The sequence below is a fragment of the Actinomadura sp. BRA 177 genome (assembly GCF_013372625.1).
Taxonomy (GTDB): domain Bacteria; phylum Actinomycetota; class Actinomycetes; order Streptosporangiales; family Streptosporangiaceae; genus Spirillospora.
This window is the reverse complement of the sequence record NZ_JABXFD010000498.1, coordinates 1-16,191: the sequence shown is the minus strand read 5'-3', so window position 1 is coordinate 16,191 and position 16,191 is coordinate 1. Positions and strand designations below refer to the sequence as shown.

Annotated in this window: 13 protein-coding genes and 1 pseudogene; 4 read left to right on the top strand and 10 right to left on the bottom strand. The window is 72.7% G+C overall.

Features of this window, described 5'->3' with window-relative positions; translation table 11 throughout:
* Positions 1 to 747 (top strand): annotated as a pseudogene (locus HUX53_RS29040) (IS200/IS605 family accessory protein TnpB-related protein); the annotation flags it as partial.
* On the opposite strand, the gene HUX53_RS29035 reads toward HUX53_RS29040, so the two are convergent.
* The 5 genes from HUX53_RS29035 to mnmA all read right to left on the bottom strand — a co-directional run bounded on the left by HUX53_RS29035 (position 716) and on the right by mnmA (position 8,426).
* Positions 716 to 2,821, bottom strand: a complete 2,106-nt coding sequence (locus HUX53_RS29035; protein ID WP_176406404.1) for a bifunctional diguanylate cyclase/phosphodiesterase — start codon at positions 2,819 to 2,821, stop codon at positions 716 to 718. The pseudogene HUX53_RS29040 and the gene HUX53_RS29035 sit on opposite strands and share 32 nt — an antisense overlap.
* Positions 2,822 to 3,076: 255 nt before the next feature.
* A complete protein-coding gene (gene ligA, locus HUX53_RS29030; RefSeq protein ID WP_176406403.1) occupies positions 3,077 to 5,245 on the bottom strand; it encodes an NAD-dependent DNA ligase LigA in 2,169 nt (722 codons plus the stop codon).
* 40 nt (positions 5,246 to 5,285) lie between these two features.
* A complete protein-coding gene (locus HUX53_RS29025; RefSeq protein ID WP_176406402.1) occupies positions 5,286 to 6,287 on the bottom strand; it encodes a methionine synthase in 1,002 nt (333 codons plus the stop codon).
* Positions 6,288 to 6,312: 25 nt separating this feature from the next.
* Positions 6,313 to 7,107: an LLM class F420-dependent oxidoreductase gene (locus tag HUX53_RS29020; RefSeq protein WP_309237489.1), complete on the bottom strand. Its 795-nt coding sequence runs from the start codon at positions 7,105 to 7,107 to the stop codon at positions 6,313 to 6,315.
* A 242-nt stretch (positions 7,108 to 7,349) separates the two neighbouring features.
* Complete coding sequence (mnmA, locus tag HUX53_RS29015) at positions 7,350 to 8,426, bottom strand: tRNA 2-thiouridine(34) synthase MnmA (protein WP_176406400.1); 1,077 nt, start codon at positions 8,424 to 8,426, stop codon at positions 7,350 to 7,352.
* A 67-nt stretch (positions 8,427 to 8,493) separates the two neighbouring features.
* Between mnmA and HUX53_RS29010 the strand changes: the two genes are divergently transcribed.
* A complete protein-coding gene (locus HUX53_RS29010; protein WP_176406399.1) occupies positions 8,494 to 9,576 on the top strand; it encodes a DUF695 domain-containing protein in 1,083 nt (360 codons plus the stop codon).
* Here the strand turns inward: HUX53_RS29010 and HUX53_RS29005 are convergent.
* Together HUX53_RS29005 and HUX53_RS29000 are read right to left on the bottom strand one after the other, a co-directional pair.
* Positions 9,573 to 10,400 carry a DUF1206 domain-containing protein gene (locus tag HUX53_RS29005; protein ID WP_309237488.1) on the bottom strand — a complete coding sequence of 276 codons (828 nt, stop codon included), beginning with the start codon at positions 10,398 to 10,400 and terminating at the stop codon, positions 9,573 to 9,575. The genes HUX53_RS29010 and HUX53_RS29005 overlap by 4 nt on opposite strands.
* Positions 10,401 to 10,444: 44 nt before the next feature.
* The gene (locus tag HUX53_RS29000) at positions 10,445 to 11,620 is read right to left on the bottom strand and encodes a cysteine desulfurase family protein (protein WP_176406405.1); all 1,176 of its coding nucleotides are present in this window, start codon (positions 11,618 to 11,620) and stop codon (positions 10,445 to 10,447) included.
* Positions 11,621 to 11,751: 131 nt separating this feature from the next.
* On the opposite strand from HUX53_RS29000, the gene HUX53_RS28995 reads away from it, so the two are divergent.
* Both HUX53_RS28995 and HUX53_RS28990 read left to right on the top strand, forming a co-directional pair.
* A complete protein-coding gene (locus HUX53_RS28995; RefSeq protein WP_176406398.1) occupies positions 11,752 to 12,285 on the top strand; it encodes a TetR/AcrR family transcriptional regulator in 534 nt (177 codons plus the stop codon).
* A 127-nt stretch (positions 12,286 to 12,412) separates the two neighbouring features.
* The gene (locus HUX53_RS28990; protein WP_176406397.1) at positions 12,413 to 13,621 is read left to right on the top strand and encodes an MFS transporter; all 1,209 of its coding nucleotides are present in this window, start codon (positions 12,413 to 12,415) and stop codon (positions 13,619 to 13,621) included.
* A 46-nt stretch (positions 13,622 to 13,667) separates the two neighbouring features.
* On the opposite strand, the gene HUX53_RS28985 is transcribed toward HUX53_RS28990, so the two are convergent.
* The 3 genes from HUX53_RS28985 to HUX53_RS28975 form a co-directional block, all read right to left on the bottom strand.
* Entirely contained in the window at positions 13,668 to 14,618 is a 951-nt protein-coding gene (locus HUX53_RS28985; protein WP_176406396.1) for an electron transfer flavoprotein subunit alpha/FixB family protein, read from the bottom strand.
* Positions 14,619 to 14,641: 23 nt separating this feature from the next.
* The gene (locus HUX53_RS28980; protein WP_176406395.1) at positions 14,642 to 15,421 is read right to left on the bottom strand and encodes an electron transfer flavoprotein subunit beta/FixA family protein; all 780 of its coding nucleotides are present in this window, start codon (positions 15,419 to 15,421) and stop codon (positions 14,642 to 14,644) included.
* 275 nt (positions 15,422 to 15,696) lie between these two features.
* A partial coding sequence (locus HUX53_RS28975) for a hypothetical protein (protein WP_217920046.1) occupies positions 15,697 to 16,191 on the bottom strand: 495 nt, incomplete at its 5' end.

The following is a 16,191-nucleotide window of genomic DNA, read 5'->3' as shown; positions in this document are numbered from 1 at the left end:
TCCCCGCCCATCCCCATGCCGGCCGCCCTCGCCGAGGGCGTGATCGGTGTGGACACCAACGCCGAGCACCTGGCCGCCTGGCGCCTCGACCCGCACGGCAACCCCATCGGCGGGCCGCGCCGGTTCGGCTACGACCTGACCGGCCCGGCGAGCCACCGCGACGCCCAGGTCCGGCACGCCCTCACCCGGCTGCTGCACTGGGCCAAGACCTGCGGTGTGCATGCCATCGCGGTCGAGGACCTGGATTTTGAGAAGGAGAAGACGCGGGAGAAGCACGGGCGCCGCAAGCGGTTCCGGCAGCTGATCTCCGGGATGCCGACCGGGAGGCTGCGGGCACGGCTGACCTCGATGGCCGACGCCACCGGCATCGCGATCATCGCCGTCGACCCCGCCTACACCAGTAAGTGGGGCGCTCAGCACTGGCAAAAGCCGCTCACCACCGCGAACCGTAAGACGACCCGGCACGATGCGGCGAGCATCGCGATCGGGCGACGCGCCCAGGGGCACCCGATCCGGCGACGGACGGCACCGCCCTCTGCCCACCGGAGTGATGGGCAGGGGCATCGGACCGTCCAGGCCGAACCGGGCACCTTCGGGCGTGAGGGAACCCGCCGCCCCGCCATGGACCGCGCACGCGATGCGCGCCGCCGGGCGGTCCGTGTACGACGAACGCGGGGGACCAGCGCATCCAACACCGTTCGGGACGCGCGCAGTATCAGGCAGTGGGTTCAAGACCCACTCGATTAGGAACGGTTATCTGGGCGTGGCGGCGTAGCCAGTCGGTGGCCGTCTTGGCGTCCATGGGACGGCTGAAGTACCAGCCCTGGGCGGCGTCGCAGCCCATGTCGCGGAGGGTCTGGGCGGTGGCCATGTCCTCGACGCCTTCGGCGACGGAGCGGAGGCCGAGGGTGCGGACGAGGTCGATGATGGAGCGGACGATGACGGCGTCGTCGGGCGAGTCGGCGAGGCGGTGGACGAACGAGGCGTCGATCTTGATCTCCTCGACGGGGAGCCGCTTGAGCCGGACGAGGGAGGAGTAGCCGGTGCCGAAGTCGTCCAGGCTGAGCGGGATGCCGAGGTCGGCGAGGGCGCCGACGGTGTCGGAGGCGTAGGCGGGCTCGTTCATCAGGATCCGCTCGGTGATCTCCAGCTGGAGCGCGGCGGCGGGCAGGCCGCGGGCGAGCAGGCCCTCCTCGATGGTCTCGGCGAGGCCGGTGTCGAGGAGGTCGCGGCCGGAGGCGTTGACGGCGACCTGGACGGCGAGGTCGTCGCGCCACCAGGCGGCGGTCTGCGCGAGCGCGGCGGTCACGACGTGGTGGGTGATCGAGCGCATCAGGTAGGTCTGCTCGGCGATCGGCAGGAACGCGCGGGGTTCCAGGACGCCCTTGTCGGGGTGCCGCCAGCGCAGCAGCGCCTCCATGCCGACGAGGTGGCCGTCCCGCAGCGAGACCTTCGGCTGGTAGAAGAGCTCGAGTTCGGCGCGGTCGATGGCGCGGCGCAGGTCGCCGAGCATGCCGAGCCGCTCCGGGGAGTTGCGGTCCTTGCGGGGGGAGTAGATCTCGACGCCGGTGCGGGCCTCCTTGGCGTTGTACATGGCGACGTCGGCGCGCTGGAGGAGCAGTTCGAAGTCGGGCGCGTGGTCGGGGAACAGCGCGATGCCGACGCTGGCCTCCAGGTCGAACGACATGCCGTCGAGGCGGACGGGTTCGCTGAGCGCGGCGCGCAGCCGGGCGGCGACCTCGCGGGCGGCGGCCTCGTCCCGGACGGACGGCAGCAGCACCGCGAACTCGTCGCCGCCGAGCCGCGCCACGAGGTCGCCGGGGCGGACGCTGTGGGTGAGCCGGTGCGCGACGAGCTGCAGGAGGCGGTCGCCGGTGGGGTGGCCGAGGGTGTCGTTGACCTCCTTGAAGCGGTCGAGGTCGAGCAGGAACAGCCCGGCGCGGTGGTTCGGCGGGTCGGCGGTCTTGCGGCGGGCGAGGCGGCGGCGTTCGGCGCCGCGCGCCGCGGCGAGCGCCTCCTCGGTGCGGACGATCAGCAGCTTGCGGTTGGGCAGCCCGGTCAGCCCGTCGTGCAGGGCCTGGTGCTCGCGCCGGACGGACACGGAGGCGTTCATGTAGACGGCGATGAACGGCAGGACGATGAGCGGCACGAACAGTGCGGATCGGTCCATCGCGACGACCATCAGCGGGGCGAGGCCGAGCAGCGCCAGGTGGACGAGCACCTGGTAGGCGAGGTCCGTGCGGAGGGCCTTGACGAGCGAGACCCGCGCGTGCAGGGCGACGGCGGAGCCGACGAGGGTGTCGTTGCAGGCGAAGTAGACGGCGCCGGCGAGCGCGATCGCGGGCAGGTCGGCGCCGTGCGGCACCCACAGGTCGGACGGGGTGGCGAGGTCGCCGAACAGGGCGAGGACGAGCTGGGCGGCGGCGAGGCTGAGGGTGTACTGGGCGGCGTTGAAGGCGATCCGGTGCGGGGCGCGGCCGCGGAAGATCCCGCAGGTGATGACGGCGATGACCTGGAGGGCGGCGGCGATGGGCAGGCCGGCGTACAGCAGCGCGGCGAACGAGAAGGTGGTGGAGGTGGTGGCGCCGTTGTTCTCGGTGGAGCCGGGGGTGATGATCGGGCGCAGCTCGCCGAACACGATGAAGCAGCCGAGGATCCAGAACACGGGCGTGCTGACGAGGGCGTCCAGGTCGGCCGCGGTCAGCCTGGAGAACGCCGCCCCGCCGGCCGTGACGCCGAGCAGGATGACGACGACGAAGTAGATCCACAACGGGGAACCACGGCGCGGGGCCGTGTTCCGCGTGTTGTTCGGGTCCTTCATCACATCCTCGGGGGGTTCGGGGGGCCGTCCCCCGGCACCGGAGCGTCCCCGACCTCGGGGGACGCCCCCCGGGTGTTACGTCCGGAGATTCAGGTACAGGTCGTGATGAGTGGGAGGGTACGGCCTCTGCTCAACTTCGCGAAACCGATTGCGTACGTTCCGTTATGCCGTTCCGCACCCGCCGCTCACCGTTGGGTAGTTGGAGTGTACCCCTGAGTAATGCGACCCTGGTGAGATCCCCATGGACACGCGCCGTCATTCATCGGCGCGCAACGTCACGTTTTTGGCCGCATCCGGCCCGTCGGCGAGCAGCACGCGGAAGCCTTCCTCCGCCAGGACCGGTACACCCAGCTTGACCGCCTTGTCGTATTTCGACCCCGGATTGTCGCCCACGACCACGAAGCCGGTCTTCTTCGACACCGAGCCGGACACCTTGCCGCCGAGCCGCTGCACCGCCTCGGTCGCCGAGTCCCGGCTGTACTCCTCCAGCGAGCCGGTGATCACCACGGTGACGCCCTCCAGCGGGCGCGGGCCGGCGGCGCCCTCGTCCTGCATCCGGACACCCGCGGCCCGCCACTTCTGGACGATCTCCCGGTGCCACTCGACCGCGAACCAGTTCTTGATCGACGCCGCGATCGTCGGCCCGACGCCGTCGACCGCCGCCAGCTCCTCCTCGGTCGCGTCCGCGATCGCGTCCATCGAGCGCATCTCGCGGGCCAGGTCGCGCGCCGCCGACGGCCCCACGTGCCGGATCGACAGCGCCACCAGCACCCGCCACAGCGGCTGCTTCTTGGCCTTCTCCAGCTCCTCGAAGAGGACCTCGACCGTCTTCTTCGGCTCGCCCTCCTTGTTGGCGAAGAACGACACGACCTTGGGCTCGCCGGTCTTCGGGTCGGTCTTGGCCGTGCCGGTCCGCTGGTCGAGAACGGGGCTCATGATCGGAAGCAGCCGATCGACGGTCAGGTGGAACAGGTCGCCCTCGTTCTTCACCGGCGGGTCGTCCGGCTCCAGCGGCTGCGTGAGCGCGGTCGCCGCGACGTACCCGAGCGCCTCGATGTCGAGCGCGTTGCGGCTCGCGACGAAGAACAGCCGCTCGCGCAGCTGCCCCGGGCAGTACTGCGCGTTCGGGCACCGGATGTCGGCGTCGCCCTCCTTCTCGTACGCCAGCTCCGTCCCGCACTCGGGGCAGTGCGCCGGCATCTGGAACTCGCGCTCAGAGCCGTCCCGCAGCGCGGTCACCGGCGCCACGATCTCGGGGATCACGTCGCCCGCCTTGCGCAGCACGACCGTGTCGCCGATCAGCACGCCCTTGCGCTTGACCTCGCCCGCGTTGTGCAGGGTCGCGCGCTCGACCGTGGACCCGGCGACCTTGATCGGCTCCATCACGCCGTACGGGGTGATGCGCCCGGTACGTCCCACGCCGACCTTGATGTCGAGGAGCTTGGTGTTGACCTCCTGCGGCGGGTACTTCCACGCGATCGCCCAGCGCGGCGCCCGGCTCGTCGACCCGAGCCGCCGCTGCAGCGAGAACTGGTCGACCTTGACGACCACCCCGTCGATCTCGTACGCGGTGCCGTGCCGGTTCTCGCCGTACTCGGCGATGTACTCGCGGACGGCGTCCATCCCGCCGAGGACCTTGTACCGGTCGCTGACCGGCAGCCCCCAGCCGCGCATCAGCTCGTACGCCCCGGACTGGCTCTCCGGATACGTCCCGCCGCGCCAGGCGCCGAACCCGTGGACGAGCATGCCGAGCGGCCGGTGCGCGGTGACCCGCGGGTCCTTCTGCCGCAGCGACCCCGCCGCCGCGTTGCGCGGGTTGGCGAACGGGTCCTTGCCGGCCTCGACCTGCGCCGCGTTGACCTGCTCGAACCCGTCGACCGGCAGGAACACCTCGCCGCGGACCTCCAGGACGTCCGGCCAGCCGTCCCCCGCCAGCCGGTCCGGGATGTCGGCGATGGTGCGGATGTTGTTGGTGACGTCCTCGCCGGTGCGCCCGTCGCCGCGCGTCACGCCGCGCGTCAGCCGCCCGTTCTCGTACGTCAGCGCGATCGCCAGCCCGTCGATCTTCAGCTCGCACAGGTAGCCGGCGACCTCGCCGACCTCCTTGACGACGCGCTCGTCCCACGCGAGCAGTTCGTCGGCGTTCATCGCGTTGTCGAGGCTCTGCATCCGCTCCAGATGCCGGACGGTCGCGAAGTCGGTGACGATCGGCGCGCCGACCTTCTGCGTCGGCGAGTCGGGCGTGACGAGCTCCGGGTGCGCCTCCTCCAGCGCGCGGATCTCCCGCATCCGCTGGTCGTACTCGGCGTCGGTAAGCGTCGGCTGGTCGAGGACGTAGTACCGGTAGTTGGCCTCTTCGAGCTCCTCGCTCAGCTCAAGGTGCCGCTGCCGTGCCTCGGTGGGAACGCCGTCGCTCATGGTCATGCCCTTATTCTCGCCGCCACGTCCGACATTACGATCTGACTCACTCGGCCGCTTCGTAAAGCATCCGCGCCGTGTCGCGGCAGCGTTTGAGGGCTTCGCGGACGTAGCGGGGCGATGCGCCCGCCATGCCGCAGGCCGGGGTGATCACGACCTGTTCCGCCAGCCGCGCGGGCGGGAAGCCGAGCCGCCGCCACAGGCCCTTCACCGGCTCACCGGTCGCCTGGAGGGACGGCAGGACGGTGTCGGTGGCGGGCACCGCGCCGAGGAACAGGCCCGTTCCGGCGTCGATCGTCTCCCCCACCGCGTCGTCGTCGCGCTTGGGCACCAGCCGCAGATCGACCGAGATCGCCTTCGCGCCGGCGCCGCGCAGCAGCCCGTACGGGACGTTCCGGGCGCAGCAGTGCACGACCGGGTAGGCGCCGGCCGCGTCGATCACCGTGCGCAGGACGTCCTCGGCGACGGGCTCCTCGATGGCGCGCAGCCGGGAGAACCCGCTGGCGGTCGGGACCGTCCCGGCGAGGACGGCGGGCAGGGACGGCTCGTCCAGCTGCAGGACGATCTCCGCCGCGGGCAGCCGCCGCCGGACGTCCGCGACGTGCGCGGCGACGCCCTCGGCGAGCGAGGCGGCCAGGTCGCGGACGGCGCCCGGGTCCTTCAGCGCCCGGTCGCCGTGCCGCAACTCGATCGTGGACGCCAGCGTCCACGGCCCGCACACCTGGATCTTGAACGGCCCGTCGTGGCCGCCCGCGACCTCCTCCAGGACGTCCAGGTCCCGCGCCAAGTGATCGTGGGCGCGCAGCGTGTCGCGGCCGGGCCGGTCGGAGAACCGCCACCCGGACGGCTCGACGCGCACCGGCATGTCGATCAGCAGCCCGGCCGTCCGCCCGGTCAGGTCGGCGCCGGGGCCGCGCGCGGGCAGCTCCGGCAGGTGCGGCAGGTCGGGCAGCTCGCCGAGGACGGTCCGCAGCGCCTCCGCCGGGTCGCTTCCCGGATACGACCCGATGCCGGTCGCCGTCCCGGCCTGCCAGGGATAACTCGTCACACCGGAAAGCCTAGCGGCGCGGTGATCAGAGCAGTTCCGCGAGCCGGTCCAGGTAGCGGAGCGTGTCGCCCTCGGGCTCGGTCTTCAGGTTGAACAGCACCTCGTCGACGCCCGCGGCCTCCAGTTCGGCGACGGTCTCGCGCCTCCCGGGCACCCCGAACACCGTGACCGGCACCCGGCGGCCCGCCCGCTCCCGCAGCTCGGCGATCTTCCCGGCGAGCACGTCGGTGCCGCGCCCGAAGATCGGCATCCAGCCGTCGCCGAACTCCACGACCCGGTCGAACGTCGTCGGCCCGGCCCCGCCGATCATCACGGGCGGGTGCGGGTCCTGGACGGGCTTCGGGTAGGAGAACACCGGGTCGAAGTCGACGAACTCGCCGTGGAACTCGGCCTCGTCCTTCGTCCACAGCTCCTTGACGGCCAGCACGCGTTCGCGGAGCAGCCGCATCCGGGTCGTCGGCTCGGTGCCGTGGTTGCGCATCTCCTCCCGGTTCCAGCCCGCACCCACGCCGAGCACGGCCCGCCCGCCGGAGACCAGGTCGAGGGAGGCGACCTCCTTCGCCAGATGGATCGGGTCCCGCTGGACGACCAGCGCGATGCCCGTCCCCACGCGGAGCCGCTCGGTCACCGCCGCCGCGGCGGTCAGCGCCACGAACGGGTCGAGCGTCCGGTAGTACATCCGGGGCAGCTCCGCCCCGCCCGGCCACGGCGACTCCCGCTTCACCGGGATGTGCGTGTGCTCGGCCAGGAACAGCGACCCGAGCCCGCGCTCCTCCAACGCCCGCCCGAGCGCCGCCGGCCCGATCCCGTCATCCGTCACGAACGTAGAAACACCGAACTCCACGTGCCTACTGTAGTGCCCTTGGCGTCGGGCCCTGGGGGCCCTCCTTCGGCGGGCACTACCATGCGATCGCTGCATCGCTTCGAACTCGCCTTGGCGGCTCGCTGCGCGATCAGGTTTCTCGCTTCGCTCGCAACCTGCCTTCGGACGCGGTCGCAGTGGTTCCGGTTGTCGCGGGGTTGCTGAGGTGGCTGAGGTCCGTGTTCAGTTCCGTGCCCAGGTCAGGCAGGGACGGTGGCGGTTTCCGCGATGGTGGATGACGCCAGGACGCGGTCGCCCGTGTAGAGGACGGCGGCCTGGCCTGTGGCGACGCCGCGGGCGGGGGTGGTGAGGGTGATGCGGAGGTCGTCGCCGTGCTGCTCGGCGGTGCAATCGTAGACCTCGCCGTGCGCGCGGAGCTGGACCTGGCAGGTGAACGGGCCGTCCGGCGCGTCACTCAGCCATACCGGGCGCTCGCCGGTGATCTCGCGGACGTCCAGTTCCTCGCGCGGGCCGACCGTCACCGTGTTCGTGACCGGGGAGATGTCGAGGACGTAGCGGGGACGCCCGTCCGGTGCCGGGGTGCCGATCTTCAGGCCCTTGCGCTGCCCGATCGTGTAGGCGTAGGCGCCGTCGTGCTCGCCGACCTCGTTGCCGTCGGTGTCGACGATCGGGCCCTTCGCGGCGCCGAGCCGCTCGGCGAGGAAGCCGCGCGTGTCGCCGTCGGCGATGAAGCAGATGTCGTGGCTTTCCGGCTTGTCGGCGACCTGGAGGCCGCGCCGCTCCGCCTCCCGGCGGATGTCGGACTTGGACGTGTCGCCGAGCGGGAACAGCGCGTGGGCGAGCTGCTCGGGCGTGCATACGGCGAGGACGTACGACTGGTCCTTGGCCGGGTCGACGCCGCGGCGCAGGACGCCGCCGTCCAGCCGCGCGTAGTGGCCGGTGCAGACGGCGTCGAAGCCGAGCGCCATGGCGCGGTCCAGCAGCGCGGCGAACTTGATCTTCTCGTTGCAGCGCAGGCACGGGTTCGGGGTGCGGCCCGCCGCGTACTCGCTGACGAAGTCCTCGACGACGTCCTCATGGAAGCGTTCGGCGAGGTCCCACACGTAGAACGGGATGCCGATCACGTCGGCGGCGCGGCGGGCGTCCCGGGAGTCCTCCAGGGTGCAGCAGCCGCGCGCCCCCGTCCGGTACGACTGGGGGTTGCTGGACAGGGCCATGTGGACGCCGGTGACGTCGTGGCCGGCCGCGGCGGCGCGGGCGGCGGCCACGGCGGAGTCGACGCCGCCCGACATGGCGGCGAGTACGCGAAGAGCCATAGTCCTTCGAGCGTACGCGGCGTGGCCCGGTAACCCGGTGCCATTTCCGCGTACGATTGGGGCCGCTATGGGAATCTTCCGCCGTCCGCGCGAGGCGTCCGCCGTCGTACCGCCCGCCATCAGCGAGTTCTGGGAGTGGTGGGCGCAGGCCCGCCCGACGATCGAGGCGTCGCTGGCCGCCGGGCCCGAGCCCGACGCGCCGGAGGCCGCCGTGCCCGGCGAGGGGCTGTCGGCGGAGACGATCGAGGAGTTGTCCCGCCGCGTCCACAAGATCCACTCGGGGCTGCAGTGGGAGATCGGCGGCGCCGACGACCGGACCTCGTCGCTGACCGTGACCGGCGGCGGCGACCCCGGGCTGCGCGGGGTCACCGAGCGCTGGGTGCGGGCCGCGCCGACCGGCGGCGCGGCCGGCGGCTGGCGCTTCCACCCGGCGCGCCAGGCCGACCCGGAGATGCTCTCCCAGGACCTCGTCCTCGGCGACCACGAGTTCGACCTGGAGTACGTCCGGCTGGGCATGCGGGCCGACACCGACCGCGCCCGCGTGCACATCAGCGCCTACCACCCCGACTTCCTGTTCGTCGCCGAGGACCAGCAGCTCCAGGTCGCGCTGAACGTCCTGTACTGGGCGCTCGGCGAGGACGACGTGGCCCGCTGGATCGGCGAGGTGACGATCGCCACGGAGGCGCCGATCGACTCGCTGGCGCCGTCGGTGCTGCCCGTGGTCGTCGAGCAGGTCGCCGAGCCGTTCGCCGAGCCCGCCTGGCTGACCGGCGAGGGCCGCACCCCGCGCGGGCACCCCGCCCGGCTCGGCGCCCGGTTCCCGCTGCACCGCCAGGACTACCCGCTCTGCGACCTGCACGTGGCGATCACCGTCCCGTACGCCAACAGCAACCCCGACCGGCTGCCGGTCGAGCCGTCGGCGGGCGCGCTGCGCGCCTTCGAGAAGAAGCTCACCAAGCTGGGCGACCGCGCGGTCCTCGCCGTCCGCGAGACGGGCGACGGCCTGCGCGTCTTCCACCTGTACGCCGACCCCGACTCGGGCGTCATCTCCGAGCTCGACCAGCTCGCCGCGGGCTGGCCGGAGGGCAAGGCCAAGGTCGCCTCCACCGCCGATCCCGCCTGGAAGGCCCTCGCGCCCTACCAGCCCTAGCGGGTCGCGTCGACCTTGCGCCAGCGGGCCTCGCAGAAGGAGTAGAGGCCGAAGGTCAGGACGCCGGCGGCGACGGCCGCCAGGCCCCAGGCGCCGGCGGGGGTGCCGGCGAACTCGCGGAGGGCGCCGTCCAGGCCGTGGGCCTTCTCCGGGTCGAAGGTGATGGCGGCGTAGGCGAGGAAGGCGCCGACGGCGAGGCCGACGAGGCCGCGGGCGGTGTTGCCGACGATCCCGAACGGCTGGACGAAGCGGCGGGCCCCGTCGCTCATCTCGGCGGTCTTGAGCTCGTCCAGGAACGCGCGGCGGACGGCGTTGACGATCACGACGGCGCCCCAGACCACGAAGCCGCCCGCGACCGCCAACACGAGCCAGCGGCCGCCGGGCTCGCCCATCACCCGCGCGGTGAGGGTCTTGGACTGCTGGTCGCTCGACGTGCCGTGGTGGCCGAACAGGAACGCCAGCGTCCCCGCGCAGCCCGCCGAGTACATGACGCCGCGCACGCCGGAGGCGAACCGCTGGACGGGCTTGTCACCGCCCGATATGGGACGTCCATACACGGCTTCGGCGTACTGCCAGAGGGCGAGAGCGGCGAACCCGGCCACCATCAGCCACAGGACGATCGGGCCACCGGGCTTGTCTGCGACGGCCTGCAGCGCGCCCTTCCGGTCGGCCTCCTTCCCGCCGCCGCCGAACGCCACCTGCAGGGCGAGCCAGCCGATGAGCAGGTAGAGGAGGCCGCGTGCGACCAGGCCCACGCGGGACATGTGGTGGAACCAGGGGTGTCCCGCCGCCTGCTTGATTCCTTCGCGCACGTCCGTCGTCACGGGCAACGCCGTCCCCGTTCAAGGGACGGTCAAACCTGGACAGATCAGCTCAGACCAGCACGGCGGGCGCGTTCGACCACCGGTCCGATGGCGTCGGCGAGGGCTTTCACGTCGGCCTCGGTGGAGGTGCGGCCGAGGGTGAAGCGCAGCGAGCCGCGGGCGCGCTCGGGGCTCGCGTCCATCGCGAGCAGGACGTGGCTGGGCTGCGAGACGCCCGCCGAGCACGCCGACCCGGTGGAGCACGCGATGCCGCGCGCGTCCAGCAGCATGAGCAGCGCGTCGCCCTCGCAGCCGGGGAAGGAGAAGTGCGCGTTGCCGGGCAGCCGGTCCACCGGGTCGCCGTTCAGGACCGCGTCGGGCACGGCGGCGCGGACGGCCTCGATCAGCCGGTCGCGCAGCTCGGCCAGGCGGCGCGCCTCGGCGTCCCGGTGCGCGACAGTGGCCAGGACGGCGGCGGCGAACCCGGCGATGGCGGGAGCGTCGAGCGTCCCGGACCGGACGTCGCGCTCCTGCCCGCCGCCGTGCAGCAGCGGCACCGGGTCGAGGAACACCGGCTCTTTGGGCTTCGCGAGCAGCAGCGCGCCGGCGCCGATCGGGCCGCCGAGCTTGTGGCCGGTGATGGTCAGGGCCTGCGCGCCGCTCGCCGCGAACCCGACCGGCAGCTGACCGGCCGCCTGGACGGCGTCGGTGTGCAGGGGGACGCCGCGCTCGCGGGCGGCGGCGGCGAGTTCCGCGATGGGCTGGACGGTCCCGACCTCGTTGTTGGCCCACATCACCGTGGTAAGCGCCACATCATCGCCGGAGCCCAGCGCATCCCGCAGAGTCTCGGGACGGACGCGGCCCAGCTCGTCCACCGGCAGCCAGTCGACTTTGGCGCCCTCGTGGTCGGCGAGCCACTGCACCGAGTCCATGACGGCGTGGTGCTCGATGGCGCCCGCCAGGATGCGGGTGCGGGCGGGGTCGGCGGCGCGGCGGGCCCAGAAGAGGCCCTTGACCGCGAGGTTGTCGGCCTCGGTGCCGCCGGAGGTGAACACGACCTCGCTAGGGCGGGCGTCGAACGCCTCGGCGATGATCTCGCGGGACTCCTCGACGACGCGGCGTGCGCGCCGTCCCACCGCGTGCAGGGAGGAGGGGTTCCCCAGCTCGCGCAGCTCCGCCGTCATCGCCTCGACGGCCTCGGGCAGCATCGGGGTCGTCGCCGCATGGTCGAGGTAGGTCACCACGCGGTCAACAGTATCCGCGCCCGGCCTGTTCCCCGCGGCTGCCCACACCGTTGCGCGGAAGGCGGGAATAGGGCCGCCCGGGGCCGGGTTCACCGTCTGTACCGTCCAGCCGGTACAGTGGAGGGATCATGAAGAGGGAAGCGCTGCTGGACGCCGCCGAGGCCGTCCTGTCCGAGCAGGGGACGCAGGCACTGACGCTCACCGCGGTCGCCGACCGCGCCGGCGTCAGCAAGGGCGGGCTGCTCTACCACTTCCCCACCAAGGAGGCGCTCGTCCGGGCGATGGTGGCGCGGGTCATCGAGGAGTTCGACGACCTGATCGCGACCTACATCGACTCCTACGGGGACGGCGCGCCGAGCGCCTACACCCGCGCCTACGTCGAGGCCACCTTCGAGATCCTCACCGGCGAGGCCCGCGCGTACCGCCGCTGGTCGGCGATCACCGCCGCAGCGGCCGACCCGGAGCAGGCCGAGCCGCTGAACGAGGCGATGCGCCGCTGGCACGGCCGCGACCCCGCCGAGGACCCGGACCCGGGCACCGCGATGGTCGTCCGCCTGGCCGCCGAGGGGCTCTGGGAAGTGGTGAGCCACGACCCCGCCCTCTACGGCCCGCGGCAACTCCAAGCCCTGAGACACCGCCTCCTGGCCCTGCTGGAGCGCTGACCCCGAGGGCCCACCCCACCGCCCCGGAGGCCGCCATGGCGTCCGGGGTGGACGTCCGTCATGAGGCCGCGCGAGCGGCACCGCGACCGGGGCGCGCTGCCCCGCTGAGCCTAGAAAGAGGTGAACCATGCTGTTCCGTGCCCGTTCGGGGGCGTTCCTGACCTTCGCGCTGGCCGGTCTGCTGACCGGAGTGTGGGTGGCGCGCATGCCCGCCCTGGCCGCCAAGTTCGGGACGTCCGAGGGCGAGATCGGCATCGTCGTCCTCGTCTGGGGGCTCGGCGCGATCGCGGCCATGCAGGCGCTGCGCGGCCTCATGGCGCGGGCGGGGAGCCGGACGGTGCTGCGGGTGGCCCTGCCGCTGACCGCGCTGTCCTACGTGGCGGTCGCGCTCGCGCCCACCTACGGGGTGCTGCTCGTGGCCGTCGCGCTGTTCGGCATGACGTTCGGGATCACCGACATCGCGATGAACGCGCAGGGCAGCGTCGTCGAGCACGCGTACCGCCGGTCGATCATGAGCGGCATGCACGCCGGCTGGTGCGTCGGCGCGATGAGCGGCGGGCTGTTCGGCGTCGCCACGGCCGCCGCCGGACTCGGGTTCACCGAGACCGTGCTGGCCGCCGCGCTGCTGTCGCTGCCCGCCGGTCTCGCGCTCGGCCGCACCTACCTGCCCGACCCGGTGGCGCCCGCCGCCGGGACGGGCCGCAAGGCGCGCCGCATGCCGCCCGCCGTCTACCTGATCGGCGTCCTGGGGTTCATCGCGTTCATGACCGAGGGCTCGATCGCCGACTGGAGCGGCCTGCTGCTGCACGACGAGCTGGGCGCCACGGAGGCCGTGGCCGCCGTCGGCTACCCGGTGTTCGAGCTGGCGATGCTGCTCGGCCGGCTGGTCGGCGACCGCGTCCGGATGCGCGTCGGCACCCGCCGCCTGCTGACCGGCGCGGGCCTCGGCACCGCCGCCGGGATGACCGTCGTCGTGCTGGCGCCGACGCCGGCCGTCGCGCTCGCCGGGTTCTTCGTGACCGGGCTGGTCGTCTGCACGGTCGTCCCGACGACGATCTCGCTGGCCGGGACCGCCGCGCCGGACCGCCCCGCCGCGGCCGTCGCCCAGGTCGGCGCGATGGGCTACGGCGGCCTGCTGCTCGGCCCGGTCGTGGTCGGCTTCCTCTCGGACGCCACGTCCCTGCGCGTCGGCGTCGGCACCGTCGTCGTGCTGGCCCTCCTCATCGCCGCCGGCGCCCGCTTCGTCCCCCTCCGCACGACGGCGGACGCGTTCACCCCCGCCCCGGCCGAGAGCACCGACCCCAGCGACACCCGTCCCGAACCCATCGCCGCATAGCGGAAAGGCCCCGGCGACGGGTGTCGCCGGGGCCGTTCGCGGGAGGTCACTTGCGCTTGGTGATCTCCTCGGTGAGCTGCGGCGCGACCTGGAAGAGGTCGCCCACGATGCCGTAGTCGACGAGCTCGAAGATCGGCGCCTCGGGGTCCTTGTTGATGGCGACGATGGTCTTCGAGGTCTGCATGCCGGCCCGGTGCTGGATGGCGCCGGAGATGCCGATCGCGACGTAGAGCTGCGGCGACACGGTCTTGCCGGTCTGGCCGACCTGGAACGAGTGCGGGTACCAGCCGGCGTCGGTCGCGGCGCGGGAGGCGCCGACGGCCGCGCCGAGCGAGTCCGCCAGGCCCTCGATGATCTTGAAGTTCTCGGCGCCGCCGACGCCGCGGCCGCCGGAGACGACGATCGCGGCCTCGGTCAGGTCCGGGCGCTCGCCCTTCTCCTGGACGACCTTCTCCACGATCTTCGCGCCCTTGTCGGCGTCCGACAGCGCGACCGACACCTGCTCCTCGGCCGGGGTGGCCGCGGCCGCCGCGGGGGCGACGGAGTTCGGCCGGACGGCGATGATCGGCGTGCCGGTCTTCACCCGGGCGTGCGCGATGATGCCGCCGCCGAAGATGGAGTGCTCGGCGACGAAGCCGTCGGTGACGTCCACGACGTCGGTGAGCACGCCGGAGCCGGTCTTGACCGCGAGGCGGCCCGCGATCTCCTTGCCCTCGGCGGTCGCGGCCACCAGCACGGCGGCGGGCGACTTCTCGCTCACCAGCTGGGCGAGCAGCGCGGCCTTCGGGGCGACGACGTAGGAGGTCAGCTCCTCGTCGGCGGCCACGTAGACCTTGCCGGCGCCGTACTCGCCGAGCCGGTCCTTGGCGCCCTCGTAGCCGGGGCCGACCCATACCGCGGCGGCCTCGCCGAGCCGGTTCGCCAGCGTCAGCAGTTCGAGCGTGACCTTCTTGACCTCACCGTCGACATGGTCGACGAGGACGAGAATCTCTGCCATTGTTCGCTAATCCCCTTCCCCGGTCAGACGAACTTCTTCGCCGCGAGGAACTCGGCGATCTTCACGCCGCCGTCGCCCTCGTCGGTCACGATCTCGCCCTTGGCGCGCGGCGGCGCCTCGGCGAAGTCGACCACCTCGGTGGCGGCGTTCGCCAGGCCCACCTGGGCCGCGTCGATGCCGGCGTCGCCCAGGCCGAGCGTCTCGACCGGCTTCTTCTTGGCCGCCATGATCCCCTTGAAGGAGGGGTAGCGCGGCTCGTTGATCTTCTCGACGACGCTGACGACCGCGGGCAGGCTCGCCTCGACGCGGTCGAAGCCGTAGTCGGTCTGCCGCTGCGCCTTGACGGACGTCCCGTCGATCTCGACCTTGTTGGCGAGCGACACCTGCGCGACGCCGAGCCGCTCGGCGAGCATCGCGGCGAGCACGCCGGTGCGCGCGTCGGTGGACTCCGAGCCGAGCACGACCAGGTCGAACCCGGTGCGGCCGAGCGCCTGCTGGATGGCGTAGGACGTCTGCAGCGCGTCGGAGCCCGCGAGACCGTCGTCGATGAGGTGGACGGCCTTGTCGGCGCCCATGGCGAGCGACTTGCGGATGGAGTCGGTGGCCTTGCCGGGACCCATGGTCAGGACGGTCACCTCACCGCCGTGGGCCTCCTTGATGCGCAGCGCCTCTTCGATCGCGTACTCATCGAGCTCGTTGATGACCCCGTCCGCCGCCGCGCGGTCGAGCGTGCTGTCATCGGACTTCAGCTTGCGGGGGCTCTCCGTATCGGGAACCTGCTTCACCAGGACGACGATGTTCATGGCCGGTGGCCGACCTCCCTGCACTCAGTTGGCCGCTGGGTGAGCGGCAGAGGGGCGCCGCCCATGACGGGTCGACGCGGACGTGCGCTTTCGAAGTCACAGCCTGCCAAATACCCGAACGTCCTTCGGAGCCGGGTCCCTGATTCGGCCGTGCACAAGCGATGTTACTAGCCAGTAGCCTACTGGCAAATCCCAGTTCGTGAGACCTTACCCACGTATCCGGGGCGTTCACGGCGCCTTCCGCGTCCCGAACCGGACGTGACGCACTTCACGTCTCACAGCCGGTTGACGGCGTGCTGGAGCCGGTCCAGCGCGCTCTCCATCGTCTGCTGCAGCCCGTAGAGCGGGGCGAAGCTCGGGGTCAGCGTCAGCGCCCCGACCCAGGCGAGCAGCGCGAGCCCGCCGAGGCCCACGACCGCGGCGGCGATCGGCCGGGGTCCCCGCGCGAGCGGCAGGAACATCCGCTCCAGTTGCCGGCGCGGGCCGTGCACGCCCGGCGCCGTCCACAGCACGGCCGCCCCCGCCCCCGCGCCGAACGCGCAGGCGGTGAGCGAATCGATCCGCCCGCCGAACGCCGACACCGCGACGAGCCCGAGCGGGACGGCGACCGTGAGCGCCGCCGCGTACGGGACGGTCAGCCGCGCCCGCCCGACGGCCCCCGCCCCGCCCGCCCCCGCCCGGGCGCCCGCGCGGGCCCGCCGCGGCCACACCCCCGCCGCCCCCGCGCCCGGCCCCCCCGACCCCGCGCCATGACCCCCCCCGCCGCGCCG